The sequence below is a fragment of the Bartonella sp. HY761 genome (genome assembly GCF_026743145.1).
Lineage (GTDB): Bacteria > Pseudomonadota > Alphaproteobacteria > Rhizobiales > Rhizobiaceae > HY038.
Genome location: NZ_CP104887.1, coordinates 908,414 through 934,968, shown reverse-complemented (window position 1 = coordinate 934,968; position 26,555 = coordinate 908,414). Strand labels below are relative to the sequence as shown.

The window sequence follows — 26,555 nt, the reverse complement described above, 5'->3', positions numbered from 1 at the left end:
TAAGTCCCCGAGTGCATTTTTTATATAACATAAATATTATTGAGCTGGACGAACCGAAGCTGGATCTACCTTTACACCAACGCCCATGGTTGATGAAACAGCAACGCGCTTCACATATTCACCCTTAGAACCTGCAGGCTTTGCTTTAATAACCGCATCAGCAAAAGCAAGAATGTTTTCAGCGATTTTTTGATCACCAAAAGATGCTTTACCAATACCAGCATGAACAATACCAGCTTTTTCAACACGGAATTCAACAGCGCCGCCCTTTGATGCTTTAACTGCACCAGCAACATCTGGAGTAACCGTACCAACCTTTGGATTTGGCATCATACCGCGTGGTCCAAGCACCTTACCAAGACGGCCAACGAGTGGCATCATGTCAGGAGTTGCGATACAACGGTCAAAATCAATATTACCAGCATTAATTGCTTCATAAAGATCTTCTGCACCAACAATATCTGCACCAGCAGCTTTTGCTTCTTCAGCCTTATCGCCACGAGCAAATACAGCAACGCGAACTGTACGGCCAGTACCATTTGGCAAGTTAACCACACCGCGAACCATTTGGTCAGCATGGCGAGGATCAACACCAAGATTCATCGAAACTTCAATTGTTTCGTCGAATTTAGCAACAGCACGTTCGCGAACAAGAGCAATAGCTTCGTTAAGCGCAAAAAGCTTATCTGTATTTAAACCCTCACGGATTTTTTTCATTCTTTTTGAAATCTTGGCCATCTTATGAACCCACCACTTCAATACCCATTGAACGGGCGGAACCTTCAACCATACGCATCGCTGCTTCGATATCATTTGCATTGAGGTCTTTCATTTTGGCCTCAGCAATAACACGAACCTTATCGCGACTAATCGTACCTGCAGAAATCTTACCTGGCTCTTTTGAACCAGACTTCAAATTAGCTTCTTTCTTGATGAAATAGCTAACTGGAGGAGTTTTCAATACGAATGTGAAAGACTTATCTTGATAATAGGTAATCAAAACAGGAATAGGTGAACCCTTTTCCATATCCTGTGTAGACGCGTTAAACGCCTTACAGAATTCCATAATATTAATACCACGCTGACCAAGAGCTGGACCGATTGGCGGCGAAGGATTCGCCGAGCCTGCTGGCACCTGCAACTTGAGCTGGCCTGCTACTTTTTTAGCCATACTACATCTGCCTTTATATAAAATTATCCGTATCTAACGGAACCAAAACCGAAACCATTCGGCACGCAGTTGGCGGTACAAAACAAAATGCCGGCTAAAGCATTTTCTTTCTTCCGCCCAAAACGCAAAATTGCGTTAATTTAAAACGCTCACGCGCTTTACCACCCTTTCGAGCGATTCTTCAATAGCTTTACTAAAACTTAAAGCTTTTCAACCTGATCATATTCAAGCTCGACAGGGGTTGCACGACCAAAAATCGACACTTCAACCTTTAAGCGTGAACGCTCTTCCTCAACTTCTTGAACAATACCATTAAACGAGGCGAAAGGACCATCAGAAACGCGAACCTGCTCACCCACTTCAAAGCGCAAGGCTGACTTCGGCTTTTCAACCCGTTCTTGAACCTGCATCAAAATTTGATCAGCTTCACGATCTGAAATCGGAACAGGCCGTGAATCCGACCCTAAAAACCCAGTTACTCGAGGCGTATTTTTAATCAAATGAAAAAGATCATCAGTCAAATGTGCACGTATAAGAACATAACCAGGAAAAAATTTGCGTTCTGACTCAACTTTGCGCCCACGACGAATTTCAACAATCTTTTCTGCGGGAACAGTAATATTCTCCACAAGATGCGTTAAGCCTTTAAGCTCCGCCTCTTTTTGAATTGCTTCGGCGACTTTTTTCTCAAAATTTGAATAAGCCTGAACAATATACCAACGCGCTGCAACAGCCATAGAACCTCACCATCAACCCATAAAAGACTTAATCAAATCACTAATGAAGCGCACACCTAGACTTACACCATTTGACATTAGAAAATCAGCCAACAAAAAGAACAGTGAAGCCACAACAACCATCACCAAAACCATGACGGTAGAAATAACTGTCTCACGACGACTTGGCCAGGTCACTTTAGCAATTTCAGCCCGAACTTGCTTAAAAAAAGTGATAGGGTTTGTCTTAGATGCCATTTATAGCCCTACTCAATAAAAGAGACTTAGAAAAAACCAAATTAAATACGAATCGGTAAACCTAACAGCACATTCAAAAAATATATGCTATATAGATTTAAGACGCGAAAAGCCAAACAGCCTTACGCGCCCGAACATTGGCGATATAATAATTAAAACTTCAGAAATTGCAAGAAAAAAACGTAATTTATCGAAACTAAGCACAATTGCATTAATTTTTCTCCATGCAGACAACACAACGTAGACACCATTTTATCAGCGCAAATTATAAATTTTATCGCCATTAATCTTCAATACTAGATAAATCAAGTTATTTAATATCGATGCCATTGAAACATTGTTACAGCTCCAAAACATAGTGAAGACAATAAATCTAGCTCCAACTATCACTAAACCAACCAAACTCTAAAGCAACAAGCCTAAACTATAAGCGTTACAAAACTGCTATCGCTAACTAAAGTAAACAATAACGATAAGCCCCAAACCTATTTTTACGTTTTTGATACCGCAATTACAGCTAAACTAAAATAAAGACATGCAGGCAATTAATAAATATCTAAGCGGAAAAAACTATTAGCAACACCTTAGAGATTAACCTCAAAGAAGAGACTGCAAATTAGATAAAAAAAGCCCAGACAAAATGTCTGGGCTTATCTGGCAGGGGCAGCAGGATTCGAACCCGCGGCCTACGGTTTTGGAGACCGTCGCTCTACCAACTGAGCTATACCCCTACGATCACTAAATGATCCAACCTGTAAACTGTGTGGAGGTCAATAGCTTGATTCTCTCCACATAGCAAATGTTTTTTTAATTATTCAATGATTTTCGCTACAACGCCCGCACCAACGGTACGACCACCTTCACGAATAGCGAAGCGGAGCTTCTCTTCCATTGCGATTGGAACGATCAAAGCTACATTCACAGAAATATTATCACCAGGCATAACCATTTCTGTACCTTCAGGAAGCGTAACAATACCTGTCACGTCTGTTGTACGGAAATAGAACTGAGGACGATAATTTGTGAAGAATGGAGTATGGCGACCGCCTTCTTCCTTGGTCAAGATGTAAGCCTCAGCTTGGAATTTTGTATGAGGTGTTACTGAACCTGGCTTTGCCAAGATCTGACCACGCTCGATACCTTCACGATCAACACCGCGAAGCAACGCACCAATGTTATCGCCAGCCAAACCTTGATCAAGAAGCTTGCGGAACATTTCAACGCCAGTAACAGTGGTTTTTGAAGTTGGACGAATACCAATGATTTCAACTTCTTCACCAACCTTAACAATACCACGCTCAACACGGCCAGTTACAACAGTACCACGACCTGAAATTGAGAACACGTCTTCAATTGGCATCAAGAAAGGCTGATCAATTGGACGCTCTGGAGTTGGAATATAAGCATCAACTTCGCTCATGAGAAGACGGATTGCGTCTTCACCAATCGTCTTGTTGCTGTCTTCAAGTGCTGCAAGAGCTGAACCCTTAACGATAGGAATTTCATCGCCTGGGAAATCATATTTTGAAAGAAGCTCACGAACTTCCAATTCAACAAGCTCAAGAAGCTCTTCATCATCAACCTGATCAACCTTATTAAGGAAAACCACGATTGCAGGAACACCAACCTGACGAGCAAGAAGAATGTGCTCGCGGGTCTGTGGCATTGGACCATCTGCTGCAGAAACAACAAGAATAGCACCATCCATCTGAGCCGCACCGGTGATCATGTTCTTAACATAGTCAGCGTGGCCTGGGCAGTCAACGTGAGCATAGTGACGGTTTTCTGTCTCATACTCTACGTGTGCAGTTGAAATGGTGATACCGCGTGCCTTTTCTTCAGGTGCAGCATCAATCTGGTCATAAGCGCGAAACTCACCAAAATACTTGGTGATCGCAGCTGTCAAACTGGTTTTACCATGGTCAACGTGACCAATTGTGCCGATATTAACATGCGGCTTATTACGTTCAAATTTGCTCTTAGCCATCGCCGTCGATCTCTCAATCTCGTTAGCACCCACTAGTGGGTGAACTTTCAAACACTACCAAACCTTGATATAAGTTCGGCCATCTGATTATTCAATAGCTTAACCTAAAGGGTAAAAGCGATTGAACTATGATGGATTTATCCTGCCAAAGCACGTAAGTCCACCAATAATGCCAACCTATATACATATTAATTTTCAATTGACAAGAAAAAATCTTAAGTCCTATAGCTCGCTTTACTTCAACATATTTGCGCTAAAATGAATTAGAAACCTACCTACAATTGCACCACCGCAAAAAAGTTAATTAAAACATAAACTTAAACAGACTACCCCCGTAATATGCAATTTGTACTAATTTAGCAGAAATTTAGATTATTTTAATTGCCATTCATGCCGCGATAAATATTCACACCAAGATCCCGTATTTTCTTGCGCAAAGTATTGCGGTTAAGCCCCAATAATTCAGCTGCTTTAATCTGATTACCGCGCGTTGCAGTGAGGCAAGCCAAAATTAATGGATATTCCATTTCGGCCAATACGCGGTGGTAAACACCTTCCGGTGGCAAATCATTACCAAAAGAGGCAAAATAGCGTTGCATATTAAATTCGACAGCTTGCGCAATTGATATTGTTTCAAGCACAGCGCTATCTGCGCCAACCATAGCATCTTTTTGGCGATCAGGTTTAATCTCAGCCTCGATCACATCGGCATTGATAGCTTCTTGGGGGTATAAAGCGGCTAAACGGCGCACTAAATTTTCAAGCTCTCTTACATTGCCCGGCCAGCTATAACTGCGCATAAGGTCCAATCCCTCGCTGGTGATATACTTAACCGGCAAACCATCTTCAGCAGCATTTTTGAAAAAATGCCGCACAAGATCGGGAATATCTTCCGCCCGCTCACGAAGGGCAGGCAAACGCAAGGGAACAACATTCAAGCGATAATAAAGATCTTCGCGAAATAGCCCTTGATTAATTAACAAACGCAAATCCTTATTGGTGGCAGCGACAATACGCACATCGGTTTTAATTGGCGTACGACCACCAACTGTCATATATTCGCCTTGCTGTAAAACACGCAAAAGACGAGTTTGCGCATCCATTGGCATATCACCAATTTCGTCCAAAAAAAGCGTTCCGCCATCAGCTTGCTCAAACCGACCGCTTGAACGGGTTTGCGCACCCGTAAATGCGCCTTTCTCATGGCCAAAAAGTTCAGATTCAATCAGATCTTTTGGAATTGCCGCCATATTGATTGCAACAAATGGACCTTTTTTGCGGCGACCATATTCGTGCAAAGCACGCGCAACTAATTCTTTACCGGTGCCAGATTCACCAGTAATCATAATGGTAAGATCTGTCTGCATCATACGCGCAAGAATGCGATAAATATCTTGCATGGCTGGTGAACGCCCAACCAATGGCATAGTATCGCCCACATCATCATTTTTTGCAGCATCAGCTTGTTTTTTTGGCTCTGCCATAGCGCGGCCAACAATTGCAATAAGTTCGCTTAAGTCAAAAGGCTTGGGTAGATAATCATAAGCCCCTGCTTCTGATGCTTTTATAGCCGTCATAAAGGTATTTTGGGCACTCATAACAATAATTGGCATATCGGGGCGGATTTTTTTGATACGCGGTAAAAAATCAAAGGCATTTTCATCAGGCATAACAACATCAGTGACAACAAGATCGCCCTCTCCTGCAGCAATCCACCGCCAAAGGGTTGCAGCATTGGGGCTTACTTTTACATCATATCCAGCACGTGATAAGGCCTGATTTAATACGGTACGAATAGCTGCATCATCATCAGCGACTAGAATTGTTCCCTTACTCATATCCCAATCTCCTGCTTAACACCTTGCGCATCTTCAACCTCTACATCTTGAATTTGCGCGTCTTGCGGTCGCCACATTGGCATTAAAATGCGAAACACCGTGCGCCCAACTTCTGAATCACATTCAATTACCCCGCCATGATCATTAACCACCTTAGCAACCAGAGCAAGACCAAGGCCGGAGCCATTCACCTTACTGGTAATAAAAGGATCAAAAAGATGCGGCATAATATCTTCAGATACACCAGAACCATTATCTTCCACACAAAATTCCATCGGTAAAGCAACCTTATGTCCCTGCACTTTTAAACGAATACCAGTACGATAGGCTGTGGAAAGTGTAATTACGCCATCTTCACGTCCTTGCAATGCTTCCGCAGCATTTTTGACCAAATTTAAAAAAATCTGGATAAGTTGATCACGATTAGCAAAGACCGGCGGCAAGGATGGGTCATAATGCTCAACAATTTGGATATTGCGCGCAAAGCCACTTTTAGCAATGGCTTTTACATGACTTAAAACAAGATGAATATTGACCGGAAAACGCTCAATGGGGCGATCATCAGAAAATACCTCCATACGATCAACCAGCGCGACAATACGGTCTGTTTCGTCTTGGATCAAACGGGCGAGCGAGCGATCCTCATCGCCCACCACCGCTTCTAGCAATTGAGCTGCCCCACGAATACCTGATAATGGATTTTTAATTTCATGAGCAAGCATTGATGCAAGACTGGTGACAGAACGCGCAGCGCCGCGATGGGTCATTTGCTTATCAAGTTTTTCTGCTCGCGATTTTTCTTGAAATAGAATAACCACAGCCCCTTGCGGCTCAAATACAGGATGCACAAATACGTCAACCAATTTATCGCGCCCAAGCTTGGGCGAAGAAATATCAACCCGATATTCAGTAATTGGAATTTTAGTTTGCCGCACTTGATCAACCAAGGTTAAAAGTGGACTACCAAAAGGTAAGAATTGCGCCAAACGACTTTTAGCTAAAGTGCTTGCACTTGTTTTTAAAAACTGCTCTGCATCGTTATTGGCATAGCAAATCAAACCGTCACTGGCGACCATTACTACAGGATGAGAAACGGCATCCAAGACCAAAGCAGCAAGATTATCTTTTTGGAGAAAATTTTGCGCCCCATAATTTGAATTATCCATCACGCCACCCTTTGCTTATTGTCATTTCTATCTATATGAGCACGTCCTAAAATATCCGCAAGTAGAATAGTTGCTTTTTCTGGCTCAAGCTCGGTGACTAACGCCATACGCTCATCGGCACTATAAAGCCCTGCACTATGGCGCGATATATACCAATCAAGATGTTTACGGGCATGACGTTTACCTGCAAAAACTCCATAATAGGATAGCATATCTTCATAATGGCTGATTGCATAAGCAGCAATATCATCAGGCATAAAACCATCAACCATAAGTCCAGCAAGCCAAGGCTGCCCATAACAAGCACGCCCCACCATGATAGCGTCAGCCCCTGAAATCTCCATCAGTTTCAACGCATCTTCTGCGCACGTAACATCACCATTAGCAACCAGTGGGATCTTTATGCGCTCACGCACTTTTTTAATTGCCTGCCAATCGGCATTACCTTTATAAAATTGCATTCTGGTGCGCCCATGAACGCTCACCATTGCAACGCCCACATTTTCGCAGCGTTGGGCAATTTCGGGCGCATTAATACTATCATCATCCCAACCAAGGCGCATTTTAACCGTCACCGGTACATCAACCGCACTAATAACCGCCTCAACAAGCTGCAAGGCAAAATCAGGTTCTCGCATTAAAGCTGAGCCGCAATAGCCACCTGTCACTTTTTTAGCAGGACAGCCAAAATTAATATCAATAATGTCGGCGCCTTCATTTTGGGCAATGCGAGCAGCCTCTGCCATGAGATAAGGATCACGGCCGGCTAATTGCACAACATGTTGATCAATACCATCTGATGATAACCGCAAATGACTTTCTTTGCGTGCGCTAACCAATTCACCACTTGCAACCATTTCAGATACAACTAGACCCGCGCCCGCTTGCCAAGCCCGCAACCGAAAAGGTAAATCAGACACACCCGACATCGGCGCAACCAAAACACGATTGCGAATGGTCACATCACCAACAGTGAAAGGGGTATTTAGTAGCGACACTAGCAAGCTCCTAATTTTTACAAGCCTAAGTTTTAACCATTTTTTTCAAAAGATCAATAAAGAGGCAAAAAATCACCTCAATTAAATTAAATATGCTCTAATAACACCATACAACATGCCGATTTTCTGTGCAAAGCCACATAAAACTTTCAACAAAAAAGCCAATAGTGCAAATACTAAGCCCAAGCTTTTGATCGCTATAATCATAATTTAAAAATCAATTTTACGAATTTTAGTACGATATAGGGTTCGGATTAGTTGATAAAAATGTAGTGAATTGATTATCAATGGGTAAAAGTTTAGCATCTTGACATTGTCAATAAAAATGCAACAATTTGTCGATATTAAGCTATCTTCTGGCTTAATTACTTTCATCTATATTCATAACTGTTAAAAGTTCAACTAAACCAACATCAAGGAATATGATCATGAAACTATATTTTTCCCCGTTCGCTTGTTCCCTATCTCCCCATATTGTAGCCAGTGAATTGGGTATTAAGCTTGATTTGGTCAAAGTTGATTTAGCAAGCAAAGCAACTTCCGATGGTCGCAATTACATCGACATCAATCCCAAAGGTTATGTGCCAGCATTGGAATTGGATGATGGGCGCATTATTACTGAAGGCCCAGCGATTACTCAATATTTAAATGATAATAGCCAAGCTAAAAACCTTGCCCCTGCATGTGGAACATTTGAGCGTGCAAAAGTGCAAGAATGGCTCAACTTCATCGGCACGGAATTGCATAAAGGCTTTGGCCCACTTTTTTACCCAGCTACGCCAGAAGAATACAAAAAGCAATCATTTGAAAAAATTCAAACTCGTTTAAAAACCGTTGAAATCGAGTTAGAAAAAGCACCATATTTAGCCAATAATACTTTTTCTCTTGCTGATATTTATCTTTTTGTCGTTTTAAATTGGGCACCACATTTGGGGCTAGATCTATCGGTTTTCCCTGCAATCCAAGCATTTCATCAGCGTATTGGCCAACGTCCAGCGGTAATTGAAGCAATCGCTGCCGAACAAAAACTTCAATAATCCTCACATATAATAAATTATTCGTATTATTCGTCTTTCACGTTATAATGGCCAGATAGCAGATATTAATTGGTTATCTGGCTTTTTATATATAGAGGGGTGAGTCATGCATAAAAAGTTTTTTCAAGACATTTTTAACATAGCCGTTGCTGCAGCAGATCCATATCTTGCTTTAAAAAAATATTTGCCTAAAAAACCACAAGGCAGAACAATTATTATTGGCGCTGGTAAAGGCGTTGCGCAAATGGCTGCCGCTCTTGAAAAACTTTGGCACGAAGCCGGCAATGGCGAAGTTGAGGGTTTAGTTGTTACCCGCTATGGTTATGCGACCCCATGCAACAATATTACCGTAGTTGAATCATCACACCCCGTGCCGGACGAAAATGGTCTTATTGCCGCCCAAAAACTGCTAGAAAGCGTCAACAATCTAAGTGAAGATGATCTTGTCATTGCCCTTATTTGTGGTGGGGGTTCAGCTCTGCTACCCTTACCGCCGCTAGGCATGTCACTTAATGATGATATTTTACTCAACAAAGCTTTACTGGCAAGCGGCGCACCGATTGACGTCATGAATGCCATACGCAAACATTTTTCCCAGATTAAGGGCGGACGGCTTGCCAAAGCTGCCTCTCCTGCCAAGGTGGTTTCGCTAATTGTTTCAGATATTCCAGGAGATGAACCGTCTTTTGTTTCATCAGGGCCAACTGTCGCAAATCATATTAGCAAAGAGCAGGCACGCGCCTATATTTCTCAATATAAAATAGCATTGCCAGACCATATCATCGCCTATTTTGCCAATGATGATGAAGACGCGCCCCTCCCCAATGATCCTGCATTTCAACGCAATGAAGTCCATGTTATTGCCTCGGCGCGTCAATCACTGCTTGCTGCCAAGCAATTTTGTGAAAATGCTGGTTTTAGCAGCTATATCCTATCAGATGCGATTGAAGGAGAAGCGCGCGAAATTGCCAAAATGCATGGCGCCATCGCTAAAGAAATCGCTCTATTCAATCAACCGTTTCAAAAGCCGGCAATATTATTATCTGGCGGTGAAACAACTGTAACCATTAGCCAAAGTGATATTGAGGCAGGTGCAAAAGGCGGCCGCAATAGCGAATTTTTGCTGTCACTTGCTTTAACCATAAAAGACATTGAGGGAATTTATGGTTTTGCAGCAGATACTGATGGTATTGATGGCTCAGAAAATAATGCTGGTGCTTTTTGTGATTTTAACACCATTGCAGCCATGCAAAAAGCTGGCATTGATGGTGCAAAATTCCTTGCACAGCATAATGCATGGTCAGCATTTAACGCAATTGACAATTTATTTGTCCCCGGCCCAACTGGTACCAATGTCAATGATTTACGAATTATCTTAATTAAATAGTAGTGCAAGGAACAACAAACATCACGCGCCACCAAAAGGCGCATGATGTTTTTATCTTAAACGACTATAATTTTTCTAACAAATCTTGGGTTGGCCAAGCATCAGCTGGCATATTTAGGCGCAATTGCTCGGCTCTTACAGCATCACGAGTTAAAGCACCGTAAACACCATCAATCTTGCCAATTTCATGGCCACGTGCCAATAATTTTTCTTGCAATGCCTTCATATCATCCGTTGATAGGCCCGCATCGGGATTGCCAAGATCGAAACTTGGCGCACCGTTCAATCGTGCAGCAAAATAAGCGACTGTTGTGGCATAGACGATGGATTTATTCCATTCAACAAAAACATCAAAATTATCATAGGAAAGGAAGGCTGGTCCTTTGCGCCCCATTGGCAACACCAATGATGCATCACCATCATCTGCACCGAGAGGTCCTTTTAAACCAGAAATACCCCAATCTGCCCATTGCGAATGGGGTTTGCGATTTTGGCGGGTTGCTTCTTGCCAAGGCACATTTTGTCCAGTAACCCGCACCTCTTCAAGCCAAGGCTGACCACGTTTCCAACCAAGTTCACTAATCATTCGCGCTGCAGTCATAATAGCGTCAGCAGTGCTGTTTCGTAAATCTACCTTACCATCGCCATCACCATCAACACCGCGCTCAAGATAATCTTTCGGCAAAAGTTGCATCTGGCCGATTTCACCTGCCCAAGCACCTTGAGTTTTTGAATCGACAACTCCGGTATCAAAAAGCTTAAGTAAAGCAATAACTTGTGGACGGAATAAATCAGGACGACGGCAATCATGAGCCAATGTCACTAAGGAATTTAAAGTATTAAAATTGCCCTGCACCGCACCAAAATCGGTTTCCAACCCCCAAAACGCTGCAATTACTGGACCGGGAACACCATAAGTTTCTTCCGCCTTATCAAAAATTGCTTTATATTTTACAAGGTTTTCGCGCCCTTTTTGTAGGCGATTATCAGAAATAACCCGCTTGGAAAAATCTGCAAAGGTAAGATTGAAAATAGCTTGTGAGCGATCGCGCCCCAATACTTTTTCATCAATTTGTGCATCATATAATTCTTGGATAGAATGATCACTCACCCCTTGTGCCTTAGCCTCTTTAGCAACACCATCGAGCCAGTCTTTTAAATTACTGCCACAGGTTGAACTTTGTGCCGCATTTGCAGCTTGCTCAGGAGTATTTTGAGCATTTGCATTTTGAATGAAACTAAAGCCCATCATAGCTGATAAAGCAATCAAAGATATCTTATTAAAAAGCATTTTCATCCTATTGGCTCTTTTACCAAGCCTTATCAAACATTGCACGAATGTTGGTAATTATAATAATTTTTTCAAAACAGTACTTAAACTATTTAGCCTAATCATAGCCAAAATAAAATAGAACTTTATCTAAGGAAATAAAAAATATTTGATAATTAGCAAGCCCCTTAAATAGGAACTTGCTAATTTTAGTGCTAGAATCTGCACAAGCTTTAGTTATCCCCAGTGATCTATTTTTGCGCACCATAATGTTTGTAATAATTCTAATAAAACAAACTGTTAAATTGACAAGCAAGAATAATCAAAACAAAATCATTATGAACATTGCCTGTGGCTTAAATATAAAAATTTATTACCTTCCCTTAAAACACAAGCTATGTAAAAGCATTTATTTTACATTTAACATTTTACAATATTTACTAATTTTCTTTAATGCCCAATCATAATGCGAACTTGTCGCGGAAATCACATAACTAGCCAAATTGGTTGATCCGGTAAATTTGTAAAATTTCTTGGTAAATAACTGCTCATCATTAAGCGGCTCAATAAGCTGCATTGCTTTATGATGGCTTTTTTTAAAATCAGCTCTCGCTGTCTCAAGTGGAGTTGATTGATGTTTTTGCCAAAATTCAACATTCATTTGCGGATAAGTTTTCCAATTAAAAGGCGCTGGTAAGAAAGCGACATCATGCCCCGCTAAATTATTTTCAACCCAATGTATCAATAATTGATGCCACTCATATAAATGAATGAGCACATCGCGAATATTTTTATCGCGATCATCAAAAGGAAATAGCCCTAATTGCTGCTCGGCCGATAGGCTATCTATCATATGGTATAGCTTTTGATAGTTTTGTTCAGCAAGGTGCTGTAAACTAGCTTTATCTGTTGGACGCGGCATTACTATTTCCTTTCAAAAACGCTTTATCAAAATTATTGCATTGACTTATTTAATCCATTTTGCCCATTGCTCACGATTGCCAGCAAAGACGTTAATATCGACATTGCCTTCAATCCCAGGAATGACACCCGTGCCGGTATATTGCCAGAAAGTGAAAGGATGGGCGCTGTATTTCTCATCGGGATGGCCAGCAACTGAACGCAGCCAGAAGGGATAGGCTTTAAACAATCGTAGATTATTTTCGTCAAAAAAATCAACCGTTGTATAGATAACTGGACGCTTACCATAATGGCGCTCAACAATATCAAGAAACACCTTCATTTCACGGCGCACGGTTTCAGGGTCAGGGCGCAGTTTACAGGTCGGTGATTTATCATTCCATTCCATATCAAGAACTGGTGGAAGTGCGCTTTTATCCTTGGGAACATTTGCAATAAACCAACGTGCTTGGTCTTTTGCTGGACGGCAGAAATAATAAAAATGGTAAGCACCGCGTGGCATACCTACATTTTTAGCACGCTGCCAATTCATCGCAAAATTATCGTCAATCCTATCACCGCCCTCAGTTGCCTTAATAAAGACAAAGGAAATATTAGCGCGCTTAACCGCATTCCAATCGATTTCGCGCTGATATTTTGAAATATCAGTACCATGGATAGGATAATGCCATGGCTTACGTGCTGCCCATTCATGGGGGTTACTATCGTCAAAACGCGGGCCTGCTCCACTACGCTCGCCTTTAAATTGGCTTTGTGATTTCAAGTCACCAAGATCGGAAAACATCGAGCCGCAAGCGCTCGGCAAAAGCAAAACACCGCAAGCCATGATCTTAGTAAAAATAGATAAAGGCTTAAAATCGTGTTTTAGCCATGTTTTCCATCTAAAAACTTTACTTCTAGCACAATCATGATTTGCAGCAGCTTCACAATTAGATAATTTTGCTTTAGTCATAGACTGTGCTTTTGAAGTAAACAAATTGGTAAATTTAAAATAATTGTTCGTTTTGACCACTTGAATTCTTTCCTATTTGGAACAAGTGCCTTTAAGCATTGCATAAAAAGGTAAAAGAATGGCATATATTAACAAATATTTTTTTATAGCGGTGATGGAATGAAAAGAATCCGGTGGGGAAGAGTTATTCTTGTCCTTATTTTGTTTATGATATTGGGTATTGGTGCCTATATCGGGCAAAAAATATTTTTAGGTGGCTCCCCCCTTATCCCAACCCAAGGGGAAACTTTACCTGATGGCTCACCGATAAATTTGCCAGAGCCGCCGAAAACCCCTGCAACCATGAGTGATGCAGAGCGCGAATCGGCAATTGAGCAAGCACGCCAAGACGCAGTTGCAGCTGCCAAAGCCACCGGCCAAAGCGATGACAATGCACAAAAGGCTGGTGAGGCAGCAGCAACAAGCGCACGCAAAGCTTTTTATCCAGCACAAACCACTGGAGGCCTTGGCGGGTGAGCGATAATAATTCCAACACTATTTGGTCATTGCTTGGTAGCATTTTACAACATGCAAGCGACGCTTTATCAACGGTGATTGAAAGTGTGCGCACTTATTTTGAAGGGGATGCTGAAAAACGCCGACAAGTAGCGTTTTCGGTAGCGATGATTGCTCTCTCAGCCAAAATGGCTAAAGCCGATGGTATCGTTACCGATAATGAAGTTAAGGCGTTTTACGAAATTTTCAGCGTGGAAGAAAAAGACTTAAACCACGTGGCACGTCTTTTCTCGTTGGCAAAAGGCGATATTGCTGGCTTTGATTATTACGCCAAGCGCATTGTTTTTCTTTGCAAAGATAGCGAATGCGAATCCTGCCTTTTAGAAGATGTTATTGATGGGCTATTCCATATTGCGAAAGCCGATGGTTACATTCATCAAGATGAAATGAACTTTCTACGCCAAGTAAGTGAAATATTTGGCATTACTGCAAGCCGTTTTGAAACGATCACCGCTTATCATTCCGTAAATGGCACGCAAGATCCGTGGACAGTTTTAGGTATTAACCGCAAGATGCCCTTTGCTGAAGCTCGTAAGCATTACCATAAACTTGTGCAAGAGCATCACCCCGATAAGCTGGCTGCACGTGGCATGCCACCTGAATTTTCTGCAATTGCTAATGAACGACTTGCCCGCATTAACAATGCTTGGGCTTCGATTAAAAAAGAATTGATATTAACATGACTGAAGTTTTGGATAGACCTGATTTTGAAGGCGCAATTCTACGCCCATCGCCTAATTTCAATGAAAGATCTGATAATATTAAGCCGCATATTCTGATTTTGCATTATACTGGCATGAATGATGCTGAAGCTGCCGAAAGTCTGTTACAAGATCCTGCCTCACAAGTATCCTGTCATTATGTGGTGCGTGAAGATGGTACTATTGTGCAAATGGTTGCCGAATCAAAGCGTGCTTGGCACGCTGGAAAAAGCATGTGGCAAGGGCAAGATGATATTAACTCAAAATCCATTGGTATTGAAATTGTCAATCAAGGACCACTTGGAAATTTTCCAGATTTTCCTTCGCTTCAAATCAAAGCAGTTGTTGAACTTTGCCAATCCATCATAAATCGCCATAATATTGGCGCACGCTATGTGTTAGCCCATAGCGACATTGCACCAGAGCGCAAAATTGACCCTGGCGAAAAATTTCCATGGAAAGACCTTGCTGACAATGGCATTGGCCAATTTGTCTCGCCAAGCCCACTTGGCGGCGGTAGGTTTATGAGCCTTGGTGAAAGCGGTCGGCCAGTTGAAGCATTTCAATCCATGCTGGCACTTTATGGCTATCCTATAGAAATCACTGGAAGTTTTGATGAAAATACTAAAATTGTAACCGAAGCATTCCAGCGTCATTTTAGGCCAGCACTTGTTGACGGTGTAGCGGATGCCTCCACCATTGATACATTACACCGCCTGCTCCAACGGCTTGAACGCCTTAGTTAAATTTTTACGACCAAGTTAAATCTATTTATTTTTAACATAAATCGATAAGACATATTTGCCGCATATTTTTATGCGAGGAAAATTAGGTTAGCACTCTATTTTAAATCTTTCGTTCGGCATTGATATAGAGTAGAACTATTGTAATAGACCTATATGACCTTGCAAGCGGCATGATAAAGAGGAAATACCATGGATGATTATGAAAAAGTCGCCACCGCATTATTAATTCTATTTGGCGCGTTAATCATTGGCGGCCTAATGGCTGTACATATTGCCGTTGGCAGTAAAGCAGGCTTTCTTTTCGCGCTTGGCGGTGGTATTGTTGGTTGGTTTTCAGCTTTTGCTATATTGTTTGATCGCCCCAAAATTTATCTTGGTCTCATTGTCTTAGCTGTCTTATGCGTTGCAATGTCGGTTGGGCTTTATGTGCGGTAATCATATTTGTCAATTGTTTTCAACTCATCAATTGAGGTAGCTGTGAAACATCAATATTGGCAAAGATTATTGTTGAAATTTCTTTGCCTATTGGTGTTTTTTACAGCAACATGCCAATGCGCTTTTGCCGAGCAAAAGGCTAATCAAGATGCAAGCACAATAGAACTTCCCCAATTACCTTTGAAGGGTGAAAAATTACAAGATTTCATTCCAGATTTCTGGATTGTTGAATTTCTTCAACAAGAAGACCTAAATGGCGATGGCGAGCTAGATACTGTTATGGTGCTCCGCAATCAAGATATCCAAAATATCAACCATATTGGTGATGATACTTCACCCCTAATAGATACTAATCCTAGAATATTGATTATTTTGTTCCGCCAAGGCAAAGAATGGCGGCTGATTAAACAAAATACCACTTTCATCCCTAAAACCGAAAATGATAATGGCTATATTCAAGATCCATTCAACGGTATCGTTTCTGGCGGAGTAACAACGTCAAAAGGTATTATCTCAATCCGCTTAGGTTATTTTAGCAGCGAATTAATCTATAAAATCTATACGTTTCGCTGGCAAAACAATGATTTTTATCTCATTGGTTATGATAGTTATTCACGTGGACGAGCGTCTGGGATTGAGACAACCAGCAGCTACAATTTTTTAACCAACCGCCGAAACACCAAAACCGAAACACCATTAGATGATGATAGCATTGAGACTAACTCAGATTGGCAACAGTTAAAGCCGCATAAATTGCTAAAACTTGACGAGATTATGAGCGGTGATATTGATGATTATCTTAAAGCAATAGCTCAGTAATTTTCCAGCTAAACTTACATGACCTTACAAATATACTATATGCCTTTGAGCTTACATTGGATATTCAATAATAGATCAAGACGGAGCGGATATATTATGTTGAAAAGAGCTTTTAAATACCCACTTAAATTAGGCTCAGGACTCATTAATTAAGATAGAATATTACGGTTGCGGCGATGCATATAGCCAAGAAGAAGGTGTGTGCACATCGGTCATAGCGTGTCGCGATGCGCCGCCAGTCTTTTAGCTTGGCAAAGAGGTTTTCGATTATGTGACGCAACCGATAAGTTTGCCTGTCATAAGCTATCTCGGTGGTTCTGCCCTTTCTGGGCGGAATGCAAGCCTTTATTTTTTTGTCAAGCAATGCCTGCCGGAACCAGTCAGCATCGTACCCCCGGTCTGCAATGAGTTCCTTGGCATCTGGCAGATGCGCTAGCAAAAGAGCGGCTCCTTTGTAGTCACTCATCTGCCCTTCAGTTAGTAGCAGACATATTGGCTTTCCATCTTGATCGCAGACCGTGTGCAGCTTTGAATTCAAGCCGCCTTTCGTGCGCCCGATACGGCGGGGAATATCCCCTTTTTTAACAGGCTAGCAGCCGTGCGATGCGCCTTGAGGTGTGTGGCGTCAATCATGATGCGTTGAGGTTTTGGGCCCTGTCCGGCCAACATTGCGAAGATGCGGTCAAATACACCCAACCTGCTCCAGCGGATAAAGCGATTATAGAGCGTTTTATGCGGACCATAACCGAGGGGCGCATCTTTCCATTGCAGACCATGTTTGATGACATAGACAATGCCGCTGATAACGCGCCTGTCATCGACACGAGCAACCCCATGAGACAGTGGAAAACAGGGCGATATTCGCGCCATCTGCTCTTCGCTCAATAAAAACAAATCACTCATTAGTTTCACCTCCACAAAACCAATAAATCACAAATCAACAAAAAAGGAATCCAAAAAATTAATAGGTCCTGACCCTAAGCATCATATTTACAATTTTTTTCAACATTTTTGCAGCAAATGCACAAACAGATAACACTGACGATTATTTTGAATTTCCCCAATTACCAACCAAAGGTGAAAAATTACAAGATTTTATACCCAATTCTTGGATTGTTGAATTTCTTCAACAAGACGATCTCAATAATGACGGTGAACTTGATACGGTTTTGGTTTTACGTAGCATTGGGCAAGCCAGAGACGAAAAAATGTCAGGTAGATTTGAAGTTGAAAATCCTAGAATGCTAATCGTGCTTTTCAAGCAAGGAAAATTTTGGCGTCTTGTCAAGCAAGATACAGATTTCATACCGCAATCGGTTATAATTAATGACGAAGTCGTTGATCCATTTCATGGCATTGTTTATGGTGGTGTTACAGCAAAAAATGGTACATTAAATATTCGCATTGGCTTTTTTGGCAGTCAAATGGGTTTCTACGTATATAGATTTCGTTGGCAAAATGGTGATTTTAATCTCGTTGGTTATGATTATTCCTCCACCCAAAGAACTACCGGAACAACAACCGAAGAAAGCTATAATTTTATTACAAATAAAAAAAAGACAACAATCGAAACGCTAATTATTGACCCTATTCTTGATGAAGCCACCGATAAGGTAACAACCAAAATAAAATGGACAAAATTAAAGCCACACCGACTTTTAAAAATAGGTGATATAGACGAAGACTTTTACAATCATATAGAAAATATAAATTTAGATAGACCAAGTAACACTGATTGATATAAAGACTAACAATATCGAAAAGCGTTTCATTTAACCAATCTATAATAAAAAACGCGCTAAGCACATTGCTTAGCGCGTTATAATCTCTCAAAATTTTTAAAATTTAAACAGCAGCTGAAAATTGCCCCTGCCCATACGAGCGATATGTATCAAACAAAGCCGCAAGTGTGCGTACAAATGGCAATCCTTCCTCGGTGATGGAAATGATTGAACCATCAATGGTTACAATATTATCTTTAACGAGTGATGCCATATTATTTATTTCACGCTGGAAATGTTCGATGCCACCATAATCGGCAAGATCGATTTTGAAACGGCACATGATTTCACGGATCAAATTGGCACGTAAACGATCCTCATCATCAAGACCAATACCACGCTTGGTTGCCATCGTGCCTTCATCGATTGCGCGGCGATATTGGCCAATATCAGCAATGGTTTGAGCGTAGCCATTATGGAACTCTGAAATCGATGAAACGCCAAAACCAATGAGTGTTGGACAATTATCATCGGTGTAGCCTTGGAAGTTGCGGTGTAAGCGATCTTCCATCATGGCAATTGTCATCGGATCATCAGGCTTAGCGTAATGATCTATACCGATTGCTACATAGCCAAGACTATCCAAGGTATTTGCTACAACTTCTGCCTGCTCAAAACGCTCAAAAGCACCCGGCAATGTTGCTGCATCAATAAGCCGTTGATTAGCACGCCTTTTCGGTAAATGAGCATAACCATAACAGGCAATACGGTTAGGCTCAAGCGCCCCCACCACGCGGCAGGTTTCTTCCAACGACGCTTTGGTTTGTAATGGCAAACCATAAATCAAATCAAAATTAATCCGCATAATGCCAACATTACGCAAGTTTTTAACCGCGTTTTCAACATCTTCAACTGGCTGAATACGGCCAATTAACTTTTGCACATCAGGATTAATATCTTGTACCCCAAGGCTAGCGCGATTAACGCCAATAGAGGCCATAAGACTTGCCAATTGCGGCGTGACAGTACGTGGATCAAGCTCTATCGCATGCTCGGCATCTTTATCAAAGTCAAAAACTTGTCTTAATGCTGCCATAACTTTTTTAAAACTTGCAGCTGATAGAATTGAAGGAGTGCCGCCGCCCCAATGCAAATGAACAAGCTTTGGCCGACCTTTTAAATAACCTGCTTGTAAATGGATATCCTTTACTAAGGTATCCGCATAATCCTGAATAATATTTTCACGGCGAATTGCCTTGGTAAAGCAACCACAATAGTGGCATAACTCAGTACAATATGGAACATGGATATAAACAGAAACAGCTTCGCCATTGGCAATTTCACCAAGCCACTGCTTTCGCTCGCTATCGCCGACAGCAACAAAATCTGCCGCTGTTGGATAGGAGGTATAGCGAGGTACCGCTTGGATTGCATAATGCAGCAAAGTTTCCTTATTCATCGCCAATTTAACTTTCCAGATCTTTATCTATCTCTATCATTACACCATTACATGCAAATGATGTATCTTTAAAGTAATTCTACCCATCACAATTAAGGCATATCGCCGCATCTTTAATAAATACGTTTGTTTTAGCATAACGTAATTTATTAGCTTTTCATAGCTTTCGCCTAGCATAATTTATTTAGGCAGGCTTATCGCGCATGCCAGAAAGATGTTGCAAGGTTGCCCTATCTAATAATTGCACCGTATGGGTATCAATTAATCTTATTACCCCTTGAGTCTTCAACTTTGAAAAACAACGGCTCACGGTTTCAATAGTAAGGCCTAAATGATCAGCTATATCGCTGCGATTCATTACCAGATTAACAGGATTATCGATTAGACCACTTTCAGTCGCACGCTTTGACGACATCAACAAAAAATTGGCCATTTTTTCAATGGGCGTTAATCGCCCCAATAAGAGCTGATTTTCACGCGATCTCGATAATGATTTTCTCGTCATCTCAAACAAACGCTCACGCATTTGCGGATAAAGCTCCATCATTTGATCAAGCTCGTGGCGTGGAAATACGCAAAGGGTTGATGGTATTACTGCCTCGATCGTTTGGGTATAATAATCTTCCGCAATCAACCCGATAAACTCACCGGGCATAATAAAGCCTGAGATCTGCCTGCGACCATCAAACAATGTTGAAACAAGCCGCAACATACCACTGCGCAAAGTGAATACATATTTCTTGATGTCACCTTCTTGAACAAGCTCCTGATTTGTATCAAGTTTTTTGTCAGAAGTAATACTGTCAAGCTCACGTAACATCGTCTCATCAAGTGATGCACATATGGCAATGCCATGCACTTGACAATTTTCGCATAAAGTTCCCTTCATGCTTTCACAACTTAAACTGTCATTAGGCTGAAACAGCATGCCCGATTGGAGCGTCGTTTTTTTCAATCTGTCCAACAATTGCTTTCCCTACACATAACCTAATCATTTTTTAATCTAAACGTTTACATATTAATCAAATAAGAATTAACGCTCATCAAACGATAGCTTCAAATGAGAGCATTTCAACTACAATAAATCGGCTTGATTATACATGCAAATATCAAACCCAAGTCTAAATGACTATAAAAAACATAGATATAAAATATTCTATCCATTTAAGAACCACAATCTAAGTCAGCATCAAACCAACTGGACTGCACTCGAAAGACACCCAAAAAATTGTCCATATTTTATATTGAATTAGCACAATACTAAAGATAAATAACAATTATTTCCTTAGCACATTTTAAGCATAAAAACAAATGATCTAATGGTAAAAGCGCAGATTTATCACAGCAATGATGTTGGCTTTAACCACACATCAAGTCATTCATATTTTATAAGCTTATAATGTTTTTAAAGCATATTATTATTGAGCGCCCTGCGTCTAAAACGCACAGTAATCATACTACTTAACGCTTAGCATGTAAAATAGTTCCGTTTAACATTATAAATTACACCATTTTTCGTATGAAATGATATTTGGTGAAAAAGCGGATATAAAAATCAATGATTTTTATTGAAAATTTTTGGTTTATATTTTTCTAACCTATCATAAGTTTCTTCTGTTAAAATCTCACCATCAATTTGAGCATTTAAAAAATCTTTCGTATTTGGGAAAATGAAAAATTGACAATACCTACTATCTGCTTGTTTTCGATAAAAATAAATATTTAACTGTACTGATGAAAGAGCAATTTGAAAGGGCTCATAAAGCTTCAACAATTGGTGATGAGCTTCACATACAGATGCTTCTGCTGAAATTAAAATCCACAAAGGCAATTCATTATATTGCAATTGTAACTCACCATAACTTGCAAGCCAATGCTGCTTTGTAAAAAGCTCTACATTGGCTAAAAAAAGTTCTGCCGCCTTTATGACCGCCATGAATCCTTCAGGATTTTCCATAACATACCTGCCCTTACTAGCCTCCCCTAATAAGAATTTACAAATAAATAGTTATTATATAAACAGATTTATCGTATTTATCTGTAAAAATGTAACAACAAATGCCATCTATAAATTTAATATATATTTTTATCAATAAAATTATAAAGTTATCTAACTTAATAAAAACAATTATATTTTAAATATTATTGTTAGAATATTTTTTCCTTTTAAGTATAGAAAACTTTTCTTTGTTTCCAATAAACAACCTATGCAACACTATATCAATAGCGATATTACCACATTGACATCCTACGTCTTCTTTCGGACAAGACGGTATAATACCTTCACAGATAAGGCATTTATAAAATATATCGTTATCAATGGAGGCTTCTGAATTATTTAAAACACCAACTTTGATAATTTCAAAAATATAGTTATTGTTCATTTTAATAATCCTGCATCAGGGGTAAAAATCCACCATCAAGTAACTGTTGAATAAATTTTTCTCCAGTATAACACTTAGGCACATCACTTGCTGCATTAAACTCTGGAACAGCTGAAGCTCTCCCATGCACCGTAGAAATAGGTTTTTGCACAAGGTAACGCGTATATATTTTAATTCTCAGAGCGCGGAACCATTCCGCGTTGACTTGGACTATATCCAAGCTATACTAAAAACCTGCCTTTAGGCACTCCAAATTTATCAACCTATTGTCCGGGCGTCAAAAAGCCTGCTTGACGAGTAACAAAACCACGTTTTTCAATGATAACATATCGACTTATAATGAATTTTCGGTTTGAAATACGAGCACTATCTGCAATTGTTATTTTTGCGTTAACCGGCTGCGAGCTAAAAGAACCGGATGAAAAAGAAATTTTTTCTTTACTACAAGAAAGTTTACCGCAAAAAGCGCTTATTTAACTGATGTTTTTATACAAAAAAACTGCGGACGCATTAGCGAATGCAAAAAACTCAATACGCTGCTATGTAAATGCAGTTTTGAAAACTCGTACAAATCAAAATGAAGAATGGCAAACAACGACAAAAGACAATCGGGAGCTTCAGTTCGGTCATTTTATTGAAAAAATGATTCATTACCCGCAGAAATAAACCAACAGATCGTAACTTCCCTTATTAGTTTTCAAAAATTTCCAACAAAAGCAATTTTTGCTTTTGTTGAAAATCAATAATTTTAGTTCATTGTTAAATATTGCGGCTTCCCGGCTTAATTGCAGGAATTTTTGCAAGTTCTTCAGGTAAATTATCTGCGTCATATGAAGGCACTTCATATTCAGCCAAAGCAATAAGTGGCACACCTACATCTACCTTGCCAGCGGAACGATCCACGATACAAGCGGCGGCAACAACATCAGCCCCCGCCTTGCGCATGCAATCGACAGTCTCACGAATAGAAAGACCGGTGGTTACAATATCTTCAACAATCACAACGCGTGCGCCTTTTTCAACATCAAAACGGCGTAGCTTGAACTCACCATTTTCACGCTCAACCCAAATGGCTGGCACATTTAAATGACGCGATGTTTCATAAGCAGGGATAAGACCACCAATAGCTGGCCCTACAACATAATCAATTTTTCCATCAACATTTTTGCGAATTTTTTCAGCAAGACCACGGCATAATTTTTCAGTCAAGTTAGCATGCATAAAAACATGGGCTTTTTGCATATAGGTGCCACTGCGCCGTCCTGATGTTAAAATAAAATGCCCTTCAAGAATGGCGCCTGCTTCGCGAAAAATATCAAGCACATCATCAGTTGTCATAAAAAATTCCTTCATTCTATTCGCGCGTTCTCTTAACTTTTACAAACTGATATCAAATTTCAGATACCATGCAAAAAATGAATAGTGAAACGCATTTCTTTAAACCATTACATTTTAACATCTTTGCTAACGGACAACATCAAAATGCAAAAACAAAACCGATTAGCCGCAACAATCGATAAGCCCATTATGAACCATATTTAATAGCGTTATTAACGTCATGCTAATATATATTCAAGCACCACATTGACCTTGCATCACGCATTAACCCGTTTTGCACCGCTAACCATATTTTCTTCCTTCAATTGCGAAATAATCTTGGTCAAATGTTTTAAATCCCAAACTTCAAGATCAATAATAATCTCGGTAAAATCTGGCGCAGTGCGCACCATTGATAAGTTTTGAATATTAGCATCATTTTTAGCCACAACTTGCGCCACTTCTGCTAAGGAGCCTGGCGAATTAATTGCTAAAACACTAACACGAGCAGGAAAACGCTCAGTCATTGCTGCATCAATATCCCAGCGCACATCAATCCAACGCTCAGGCTGATCATCATAGGCAGTAAGCGCTGGCGATTGGATCGGATAGATAACAATGCCTGCGCCCGGCTGTAAAATACCAACAATCCGATCACCGGGCACTGCGCCCTCTGGCGAAAACCGCACCGGCACGTCACCATGAATACCACGAATAGGCAATGGCGGCCGCTGAAGTTCATCCCCCTCTCGATCATCTGAATCGCCAGCAGTCTTTTCGCTTCCCGGTACTTTGAAAATCATACCGGATGCATTTTGAATGTTAAACCAACCTTCTTCGCCCGGCTTTGCTTTGCTTTTTGTTGTTGCACGGCTATCTTGATAATCAGGATAAACCGCCTTGATAACATCGCTTGATGGTAATTCACCACGGCCAACCGAGGCCAAAACATCATCAATGTCCTTGCGAGCAAGGCGCGAAAGCACTGGCTTTAACTCATCCTTATTAAATTTTTTGCCTGCGCGCTCAAAGCTACGTTCTAATATGCGCGTACCCAATCCTGAATATTGTTTACGTACAGCAACCCGAGTTGCACGGCGAATAGCCGCACGCGCTTTACCAGTCACCACCATAGATTCCCAAGCAGCTGGCGGCACTTGCGCTTTAGAGCGAATAATTTCTACTTCATCACCATTTTTTAAAACGGTCATCAATGGCATGATACGACCGTTAATCTTAACGCCCACGCAAGAATCGCCAACATTGGTATGCACGGCATAAGCAAAATCAATCGGCGTTGCGCCGCGTGGTAAAGCGATAAGCCGCCCTTTTGGCGTGAAACAGAAAACCTGATCTTGAAAAAGTTCAAGCTTGGTATGTTCCAAAAATTCTTCTGGATTATCGCCTTCCGACAGAGATTGAATAGTTTGGCGTAACCATGCATAGGCATTGGTTTCGCCAGTCAAATTTTGTGGACTATTGGCTGAACCACGATCTTTATATATAGAGTGCGCAGCAACACCAAATTCAGCGATTTCATCCATCTCATAGGTGCGAATTTGCAACTCTACACGCTGGCGCGATGGCCCAACAATCGTGGTATGGATTGAACGGTAATCATTTTGTTTTGGAATAGAAATATAATCTTTAAACCGCCCCGGCACCATTGGCCATGTAGTATGGATAACACCTAAGGAGCGATAGCAATCTGCCACCTTATGCACCATAACACGGAAGCCGTAAATATCTGATAATTGCTCAAAAGATAAAGCCTTGGTTTCCATTTTTTTAAAAACCGAATAGGCTTTTTTCTGCCGACTTTTTACTTTGGCATCAATACCATTTTCAGCAAAGAGGAAAGACAACTCATCTTCAATGGTGGTTAAAATATCGGCATTACGTTCTTGCAACTCTGCCAAACGATCTTTGACCGCGCGCCAACCTTCAGGATTAATATAGCGAAAAGCGAGCTCTTCAAGCTCTTCACGCATATCTTGCATACCCATGCGGCCAGCAAGCGGCGCATAAATATCCATGGTTTCTTCTGCGATACGGCGGCGTTTATCATCGCGCATAACATCCAAGGTGCGCATGTTATGCAAACGATCTGCAAGCTTTACCAACAGCACCCGCACATCTTCAGAAATTGCAATCAATAATTTGCGCAAATTTTCCGCTTGAATAGCTTTTTTAGAAACAAGATCAAGCTTTTTTAGCTTGGTAAGCCCTTCAACCAATTTGCCAATTTCTGGCCCAAAAAGTTGATCTATTTCTGCGCGTGTCGCAGTTGTATCTTCAATAGTGTCATGAAGAAGCGCAACGGCAATAGTTGCCTCATCAAGGCGCATATCAGTTAAAATTGCAGCAACTTCTAAAGGATGAGAAAAATAGGCTTCACCTGTTGCACGTTTTTGTGCTCCATGCTTTTGCATGGCGTAAATATAGGCTTTATTTAGCAATGCCTCGTTGACGTCCGGCTTGTACCGCTGTACGCGCTCAACAAGCTCATATTGACGCATCATGGGCATAGTCTCCTGATTCTTTTGGGTGGTCTATCATTGCAGCTATTTTATTGAAAAATATTATATTACAATAGCATATAAAGAAAAATTGCGGTATTTCAATTAAAATTACTGTAATTTTCAAAATTATAAAACAATTCTAGGGTCAGGACCTATTAATTTTTTGGATTCCTTTTTTTGTTGATTTGTGATTCA

General features: G+C 40.7%; 26 protein-coding genes and 1 tRNA gene. 8 read left to right on the top strand and 19 right to left on the bottom strand.

What is annotated here, in order from left to right:
* Window positions 1–36: 36 nt before the first annotated feature.
* The 9 genes from rplA to dusB form a co-directional block, all read right to left on the bottom strand.
* The gene (rplA, locus tag N6A79_RS03940; protein ID WP_182419004.1) at window positions 37–738 is read right to left on the bottom strand and encodes a 50S ribosomal protein L1; all 702 of its coding nucleotides are present in this window, start codon (window positions 736–738) and stop codon (window positions 37–39) included.
* 1 nt (window position 739) lies between these two features.
* Window positions 740–1,171 carry a 50S ribosomal protein L11 gene (gene rplK / locus N6A79_RS03935; protein WP_182419003.1) on the bottom strand — a complete coding sequence of 144 codons (432 nt, stop codon included), beginning with the start codon at window positions 1,169–1,171 and terminating at the stop codon, window positions 740–742.
* Between the two features lie 200 nt (window positions 1,172–1,371).
* On the bottom strand, window positions 1,372–1,908 hold the full coding sequence (nusG, locus tag N6A79_RS03930) for a transcription termination/antitermination protein NusG (protein WP_268547072.1): 537 nt from the start codon (window positions 1,906–1,908) through the stop codon (window positions 1,372–1,374).
* A 12-nt stretch (window positions 1,909–1,920) separates the two neighbouring features.
* Window positions 1,921–2,145 (bottom strand): preprotein translocase subunit SecE, encoded by a 225-nt coding sequence (gene secE / locus N6A79_RS03925; RefSeq protein ID WP_182419001.1) that lies wholly within the window; start codon window positions 2,143–2,145, stop codon window positions 1,921–1,923.
* A 655-nt stretch (window positions 2,146–2,800) separates the two neighbouring features.
* Window positions 2,801–2,876: transfer RNA gene (locus N6A79_RS03920), tRNA-Trp, on the bottom strand.
* A gap of 80 nt (window positions 2,877–2,956) precedes the next feature.
* Entirely contained in the window at window positions 2,957–4,132 is a 1,176-nt protein-coding gene (tuf, locus tag N6A79_RS03915) for an elongation factor Tu (protein ID WP_182419000.1), read from the bottom strand.
* A 377-nt stretch (window positions 4,133–4,509) separates the two neighbouring features.
* Window positions 4,510–5,970: a nitrogen regulation protein NR(I) gene (ntrC, locus tag N6A79_RS03910; protein WP_262080008.1), complete on the bottom strand. Its 1,461-nt coding sequence runs from the start codon at window positions 5,968–5,970 to the stop codon at window positions 4,510–4,512.
* Window positions 5,967–7,136: a two-component system sensor histidine kinase NtrB gene (locus N6A79_RS03905; protein WP_268547071.1), complete on the bottom strand. Its 1,170-nt coding sequence runs from the start codon at window positions 7,134–7,136 to the stop codon at window positions 5,967–5,969. Before N6A79_RS03905 ends, ntrC begins: the two co-directional genes overlap by 4 nt.
* Complete coding sequence (gene dusB, locus N6A79_RS03900; RefSeq protein WP_268547070.1) at window positions 7,136–8,140, bottom strand: tRNA dihydrouridine synthase DusB; 1,005 nt, start codon at window positions 8,138–8,140, stop codon at window positions 7,136–7,138. Before dusB ends, N6A79_RS03905 begins: the two co-directional genes overlap by 1 nt.
* Before the next feature lie 422 nt (window positions 8,141–8,562).
* On the opposite strand from dusB, the gene gstA reads away from it, so the two are divergent.
* Both gstA and N6A79_RS03890 read left to right on the top strand, forming a co-directional pair.
* Window positions 8,563–9,171 carry a glutathione transferase GstA gene (gene gstA, locus N6A79_RS03895; protein WP_268547068.1) on the top strand — a complete coding sequence of 203 codons (609 nt, stop codon included), beginning with the start codon at window positions 8,563–8,565 and terminating at the stop codon, window positions 9,169–9,171.
* A gap of 106 nt (window positions 9,172–9,277) precedes the next feature.
* Window positions 9,278–10,558, top strand: coding sequence for a glycerate kinase type-2 family protein (locus N6A79_RS03890; RefSeq protein ID WP_262080004.1), 1,281 nt, complete (start codon window positions 9,278–9,280; stop codon window positions 10,556–10,558).
* A gap of 64 nt (window positions 10,559–10,622) precedes the next feature.
* Here the strand turns inward: N6A79_RS03890 and N6A79_RS03885 are convergent, their stop codons facing one another.
* From N6A79_RS03885 to N6A79_RS03875, 3 genes are all read right to left on the bottom strand, one after another.
* The gene (locus N6A79_RS03885; protein ID WP_268547066.1) at window positions 10,623–11,855 is read right to left on the bottom strand and encodes a lytic murein transglycosylase; all 1,233 of its coding nucleotides are present in this window, start codon (window positions 11,853–11,855) and stop codon (window positions 10,623–10,625) included.
* A gap of 382 nt (window positions 11,856–12,237) precedes the next feature.
* Window positions 12,238–12,750, bottom strand: coding sequence for a ClbS/DfsB family four-helix bundle protein (locus tag N6A79_RS03880; protein WP_268547065.1), 513 nt, complete (start codon window positions 12,748–12,750; stop codon window positions 12,238–12,240).
* A 45-nt stretch (window positions 12,751–12,795) separates the two neighbouring features.
* A complete protein-coding gene (locus N6A79_RS03875) occupies window positions 12,796–13,575 on the bottom strand; it encodes a glycoside hydrolase family 25 protein (RefSeq protein WP_262080564.1) in 780 nt (259 codons plus the stop codon).
* A 285-nt stretch (window positions 13,576–13,860) separates the two neighbouring features.
* Here N6A79_RS03875 and N6A79_RS03870 point away from each other — a divergent pair, with 285 nt between their 5' ends.
* From N6A79_RS03870 to N6A79_RS03850, 5 genes are all read left to right on the top strand, one after another.
* Window positions 13,861–14,217: a hypothetical protein gene (locus tag N6A79_RS03870; protein ID WP_182418991.1), complete on the top strand. Its 357-nt coding sequence runs from the start codon at window positions 13,861–13,863 to the stop codon at window positions 14,215–14,217.
* Complete coding sequence (locus N6A79_RS03865) at window positions 14,214–14,939, top strand: J domain-containing protein (protein WP_268547064.1); 726 nt, start codon at window positions 14,214–14,216, stop codon at window positions 14,937–14,939. Before N6A79_RS03870 ends, N6A79_RS03865 begins: the two co-directional genes overlap by 4 nt.
* Complete coding sequence (locus N6A79_RS03860; protein ID WP_268547063.1) at window positions 14,936–15,703, top strand: N-acetylmuramoyl-L-alanine amidase; 768 nt, start codon at window positions 14,936–14,938, stop codon at window positions 15,701–15,703. Before N6A79_RS03865 ends, N6A79_RS03860 begins: the two co-directional genes overlap by 4 nt.
* A 189-nt stretch (window positions 15,704–15,892) precedes the next feature.
* Entirely contained in the window at window positions 15,893–16,138 is a 246-nt protein-coding gene (locus tag N6A79_RS03855; protein WP_182418989.1) for a hypothetical protein, read from the top strand.
* 42 nt (window positions 16,139–16,180) lie between these two features.
* Window positions 16,181–16,957, top strand: coding sequence for a hypothetical protein (locus tag N6A79_RS03850; protein ID WP_268547062.1), 777 nt, complete (start codon window positions 16,181–16,183; stop codon window positions 16,955–16,957).
* Between the two features lie 145 nt (window positions 16,958–17,102).
* Here N6A79_RS03850 and N6A79_RS03845 read toward each other — a convergent pair.
* Window positions 17,103–17,860, bottom strand: a protein-coding gene (locus tag N6A79_RS03845) for an IS5 family transposase (RefSeq protein WP_442784247.1) whose coding sequence is annotated in 2 segments (ribosomal slippage) — window positions 17,103–17,527 and window positions 17,527–17,860 — 759 coding nt in all. Because the reading frame shifts where the segments join, the coding sequence is not laid out codon by codon here.
* A 305-nt stretch (window positions 17,861–18,165) separates the two neighbouring features.
* Here N6A79_RS03845 and N6A79_RS03840 point away from each other — a divergent pair.
* A complete protein-coding gene (locus tag N6A79_RS03840; RefSeq protein ID WP_268547061.1) occupies window positions 18,166–18,696 on the top strand; it encodes a hypothetical protein in 531 nt (176 codons plus the stop codon).
* A gap of 106 nt (window positions 18,697–18,802) precedes the next feature.
* Here N6A79_RS03840 and hemN read toward each other — a convergent pair whose 3' ends face one another.
* The 6 genes from hemN to N6A79_RS03810 all read right to left on the bottom strand — a co-directional run bounded on the left by hemN (window position 18,803) and on the right by N6A79_RS03810 (window position 26,360).
* Window positions 18,803–20,137, bottom strand: coding sequence for an oxygen-independent coproporphyrinogen III oxidase (gene hemN, locus N6A79_RS03835; protein ID WP_268547536.1), 1,335 nt, complete (start codon window positions 20,135–20,137; stop codon window positions 18,803–18,805).
* Window positions 20,138–20,321: 184 nt separating this feature from the next.
* Window positions 20,322–21,101 carry a helix-turn-helix domain-containing protein gene (locus tag N6A79_RS03830; protein ID WP_262079996.1) on the bottom strand — a complete coding sequence of 260 codons (780 nt, stop codon included), beginning with the start codon at window positions 21,099–21,101 and terminating at the stop codon, window positions 20,322–20,324.
* Window positions 21,102–21,692: 591 nt separating this feature from the next.
* Window positions 21,693–22,094 carry a hypothetical protein gene (locus tag N6A79_RS03825; RefSeq protein WP_268547060.1) on the bottom strand — a complete coding sequence of 134 codons (402 nt, stop codon included), beginning with the start codon at window positions 22,092–22,094 and terminating at the stop codon, window positions 21,693–21,695.
* Window positions 22,095–22,272: 178 nt separating this feature from the next.
* Window positions 22,273–22,521 carry a hypothetical protein gene (locus N6A79_RS03820; RefSeq protein WP_268547059.1) on the bottom strand — a complete coding sequence of 83 codons (249 nt, stop codon included), beginning with the start codon at window positions 22,519–22,521 and terminating at the stop codon, window positions 22,273–22,275.
* Window positions 22,522–23,280: 759 nt separating this feature from the next.
* Window positions 23,281–23,859 carry an orotate phosphoribosyltransferase gene (pyrE, locus tag N6A79_RS03815; protein ID WP_182418984.1) on the bottom strand — a complete coding sequence of 193 codons (579 nt, stop codon included), beginning with the start codon at window positions 23,857–23,859 and terminating at the stop codon, window positions 23,281–23,283.
* Window positions 23,860–24,116: 257 nt separating this feature from the next.
* On the bottom strand, window positions 24,117–26,360 hold the full coding sequence (locus tag N6A79_RS03810) for a RelA/SpoT family protein (protein ID WP_182418983.1): 2,244 nt from the start codon (window positions 26,358–26,360) through the stop codon (window positions 24,117–24,119).
* Window positions 26,361–26,555 lie beyond the last annotated feature (195 nt).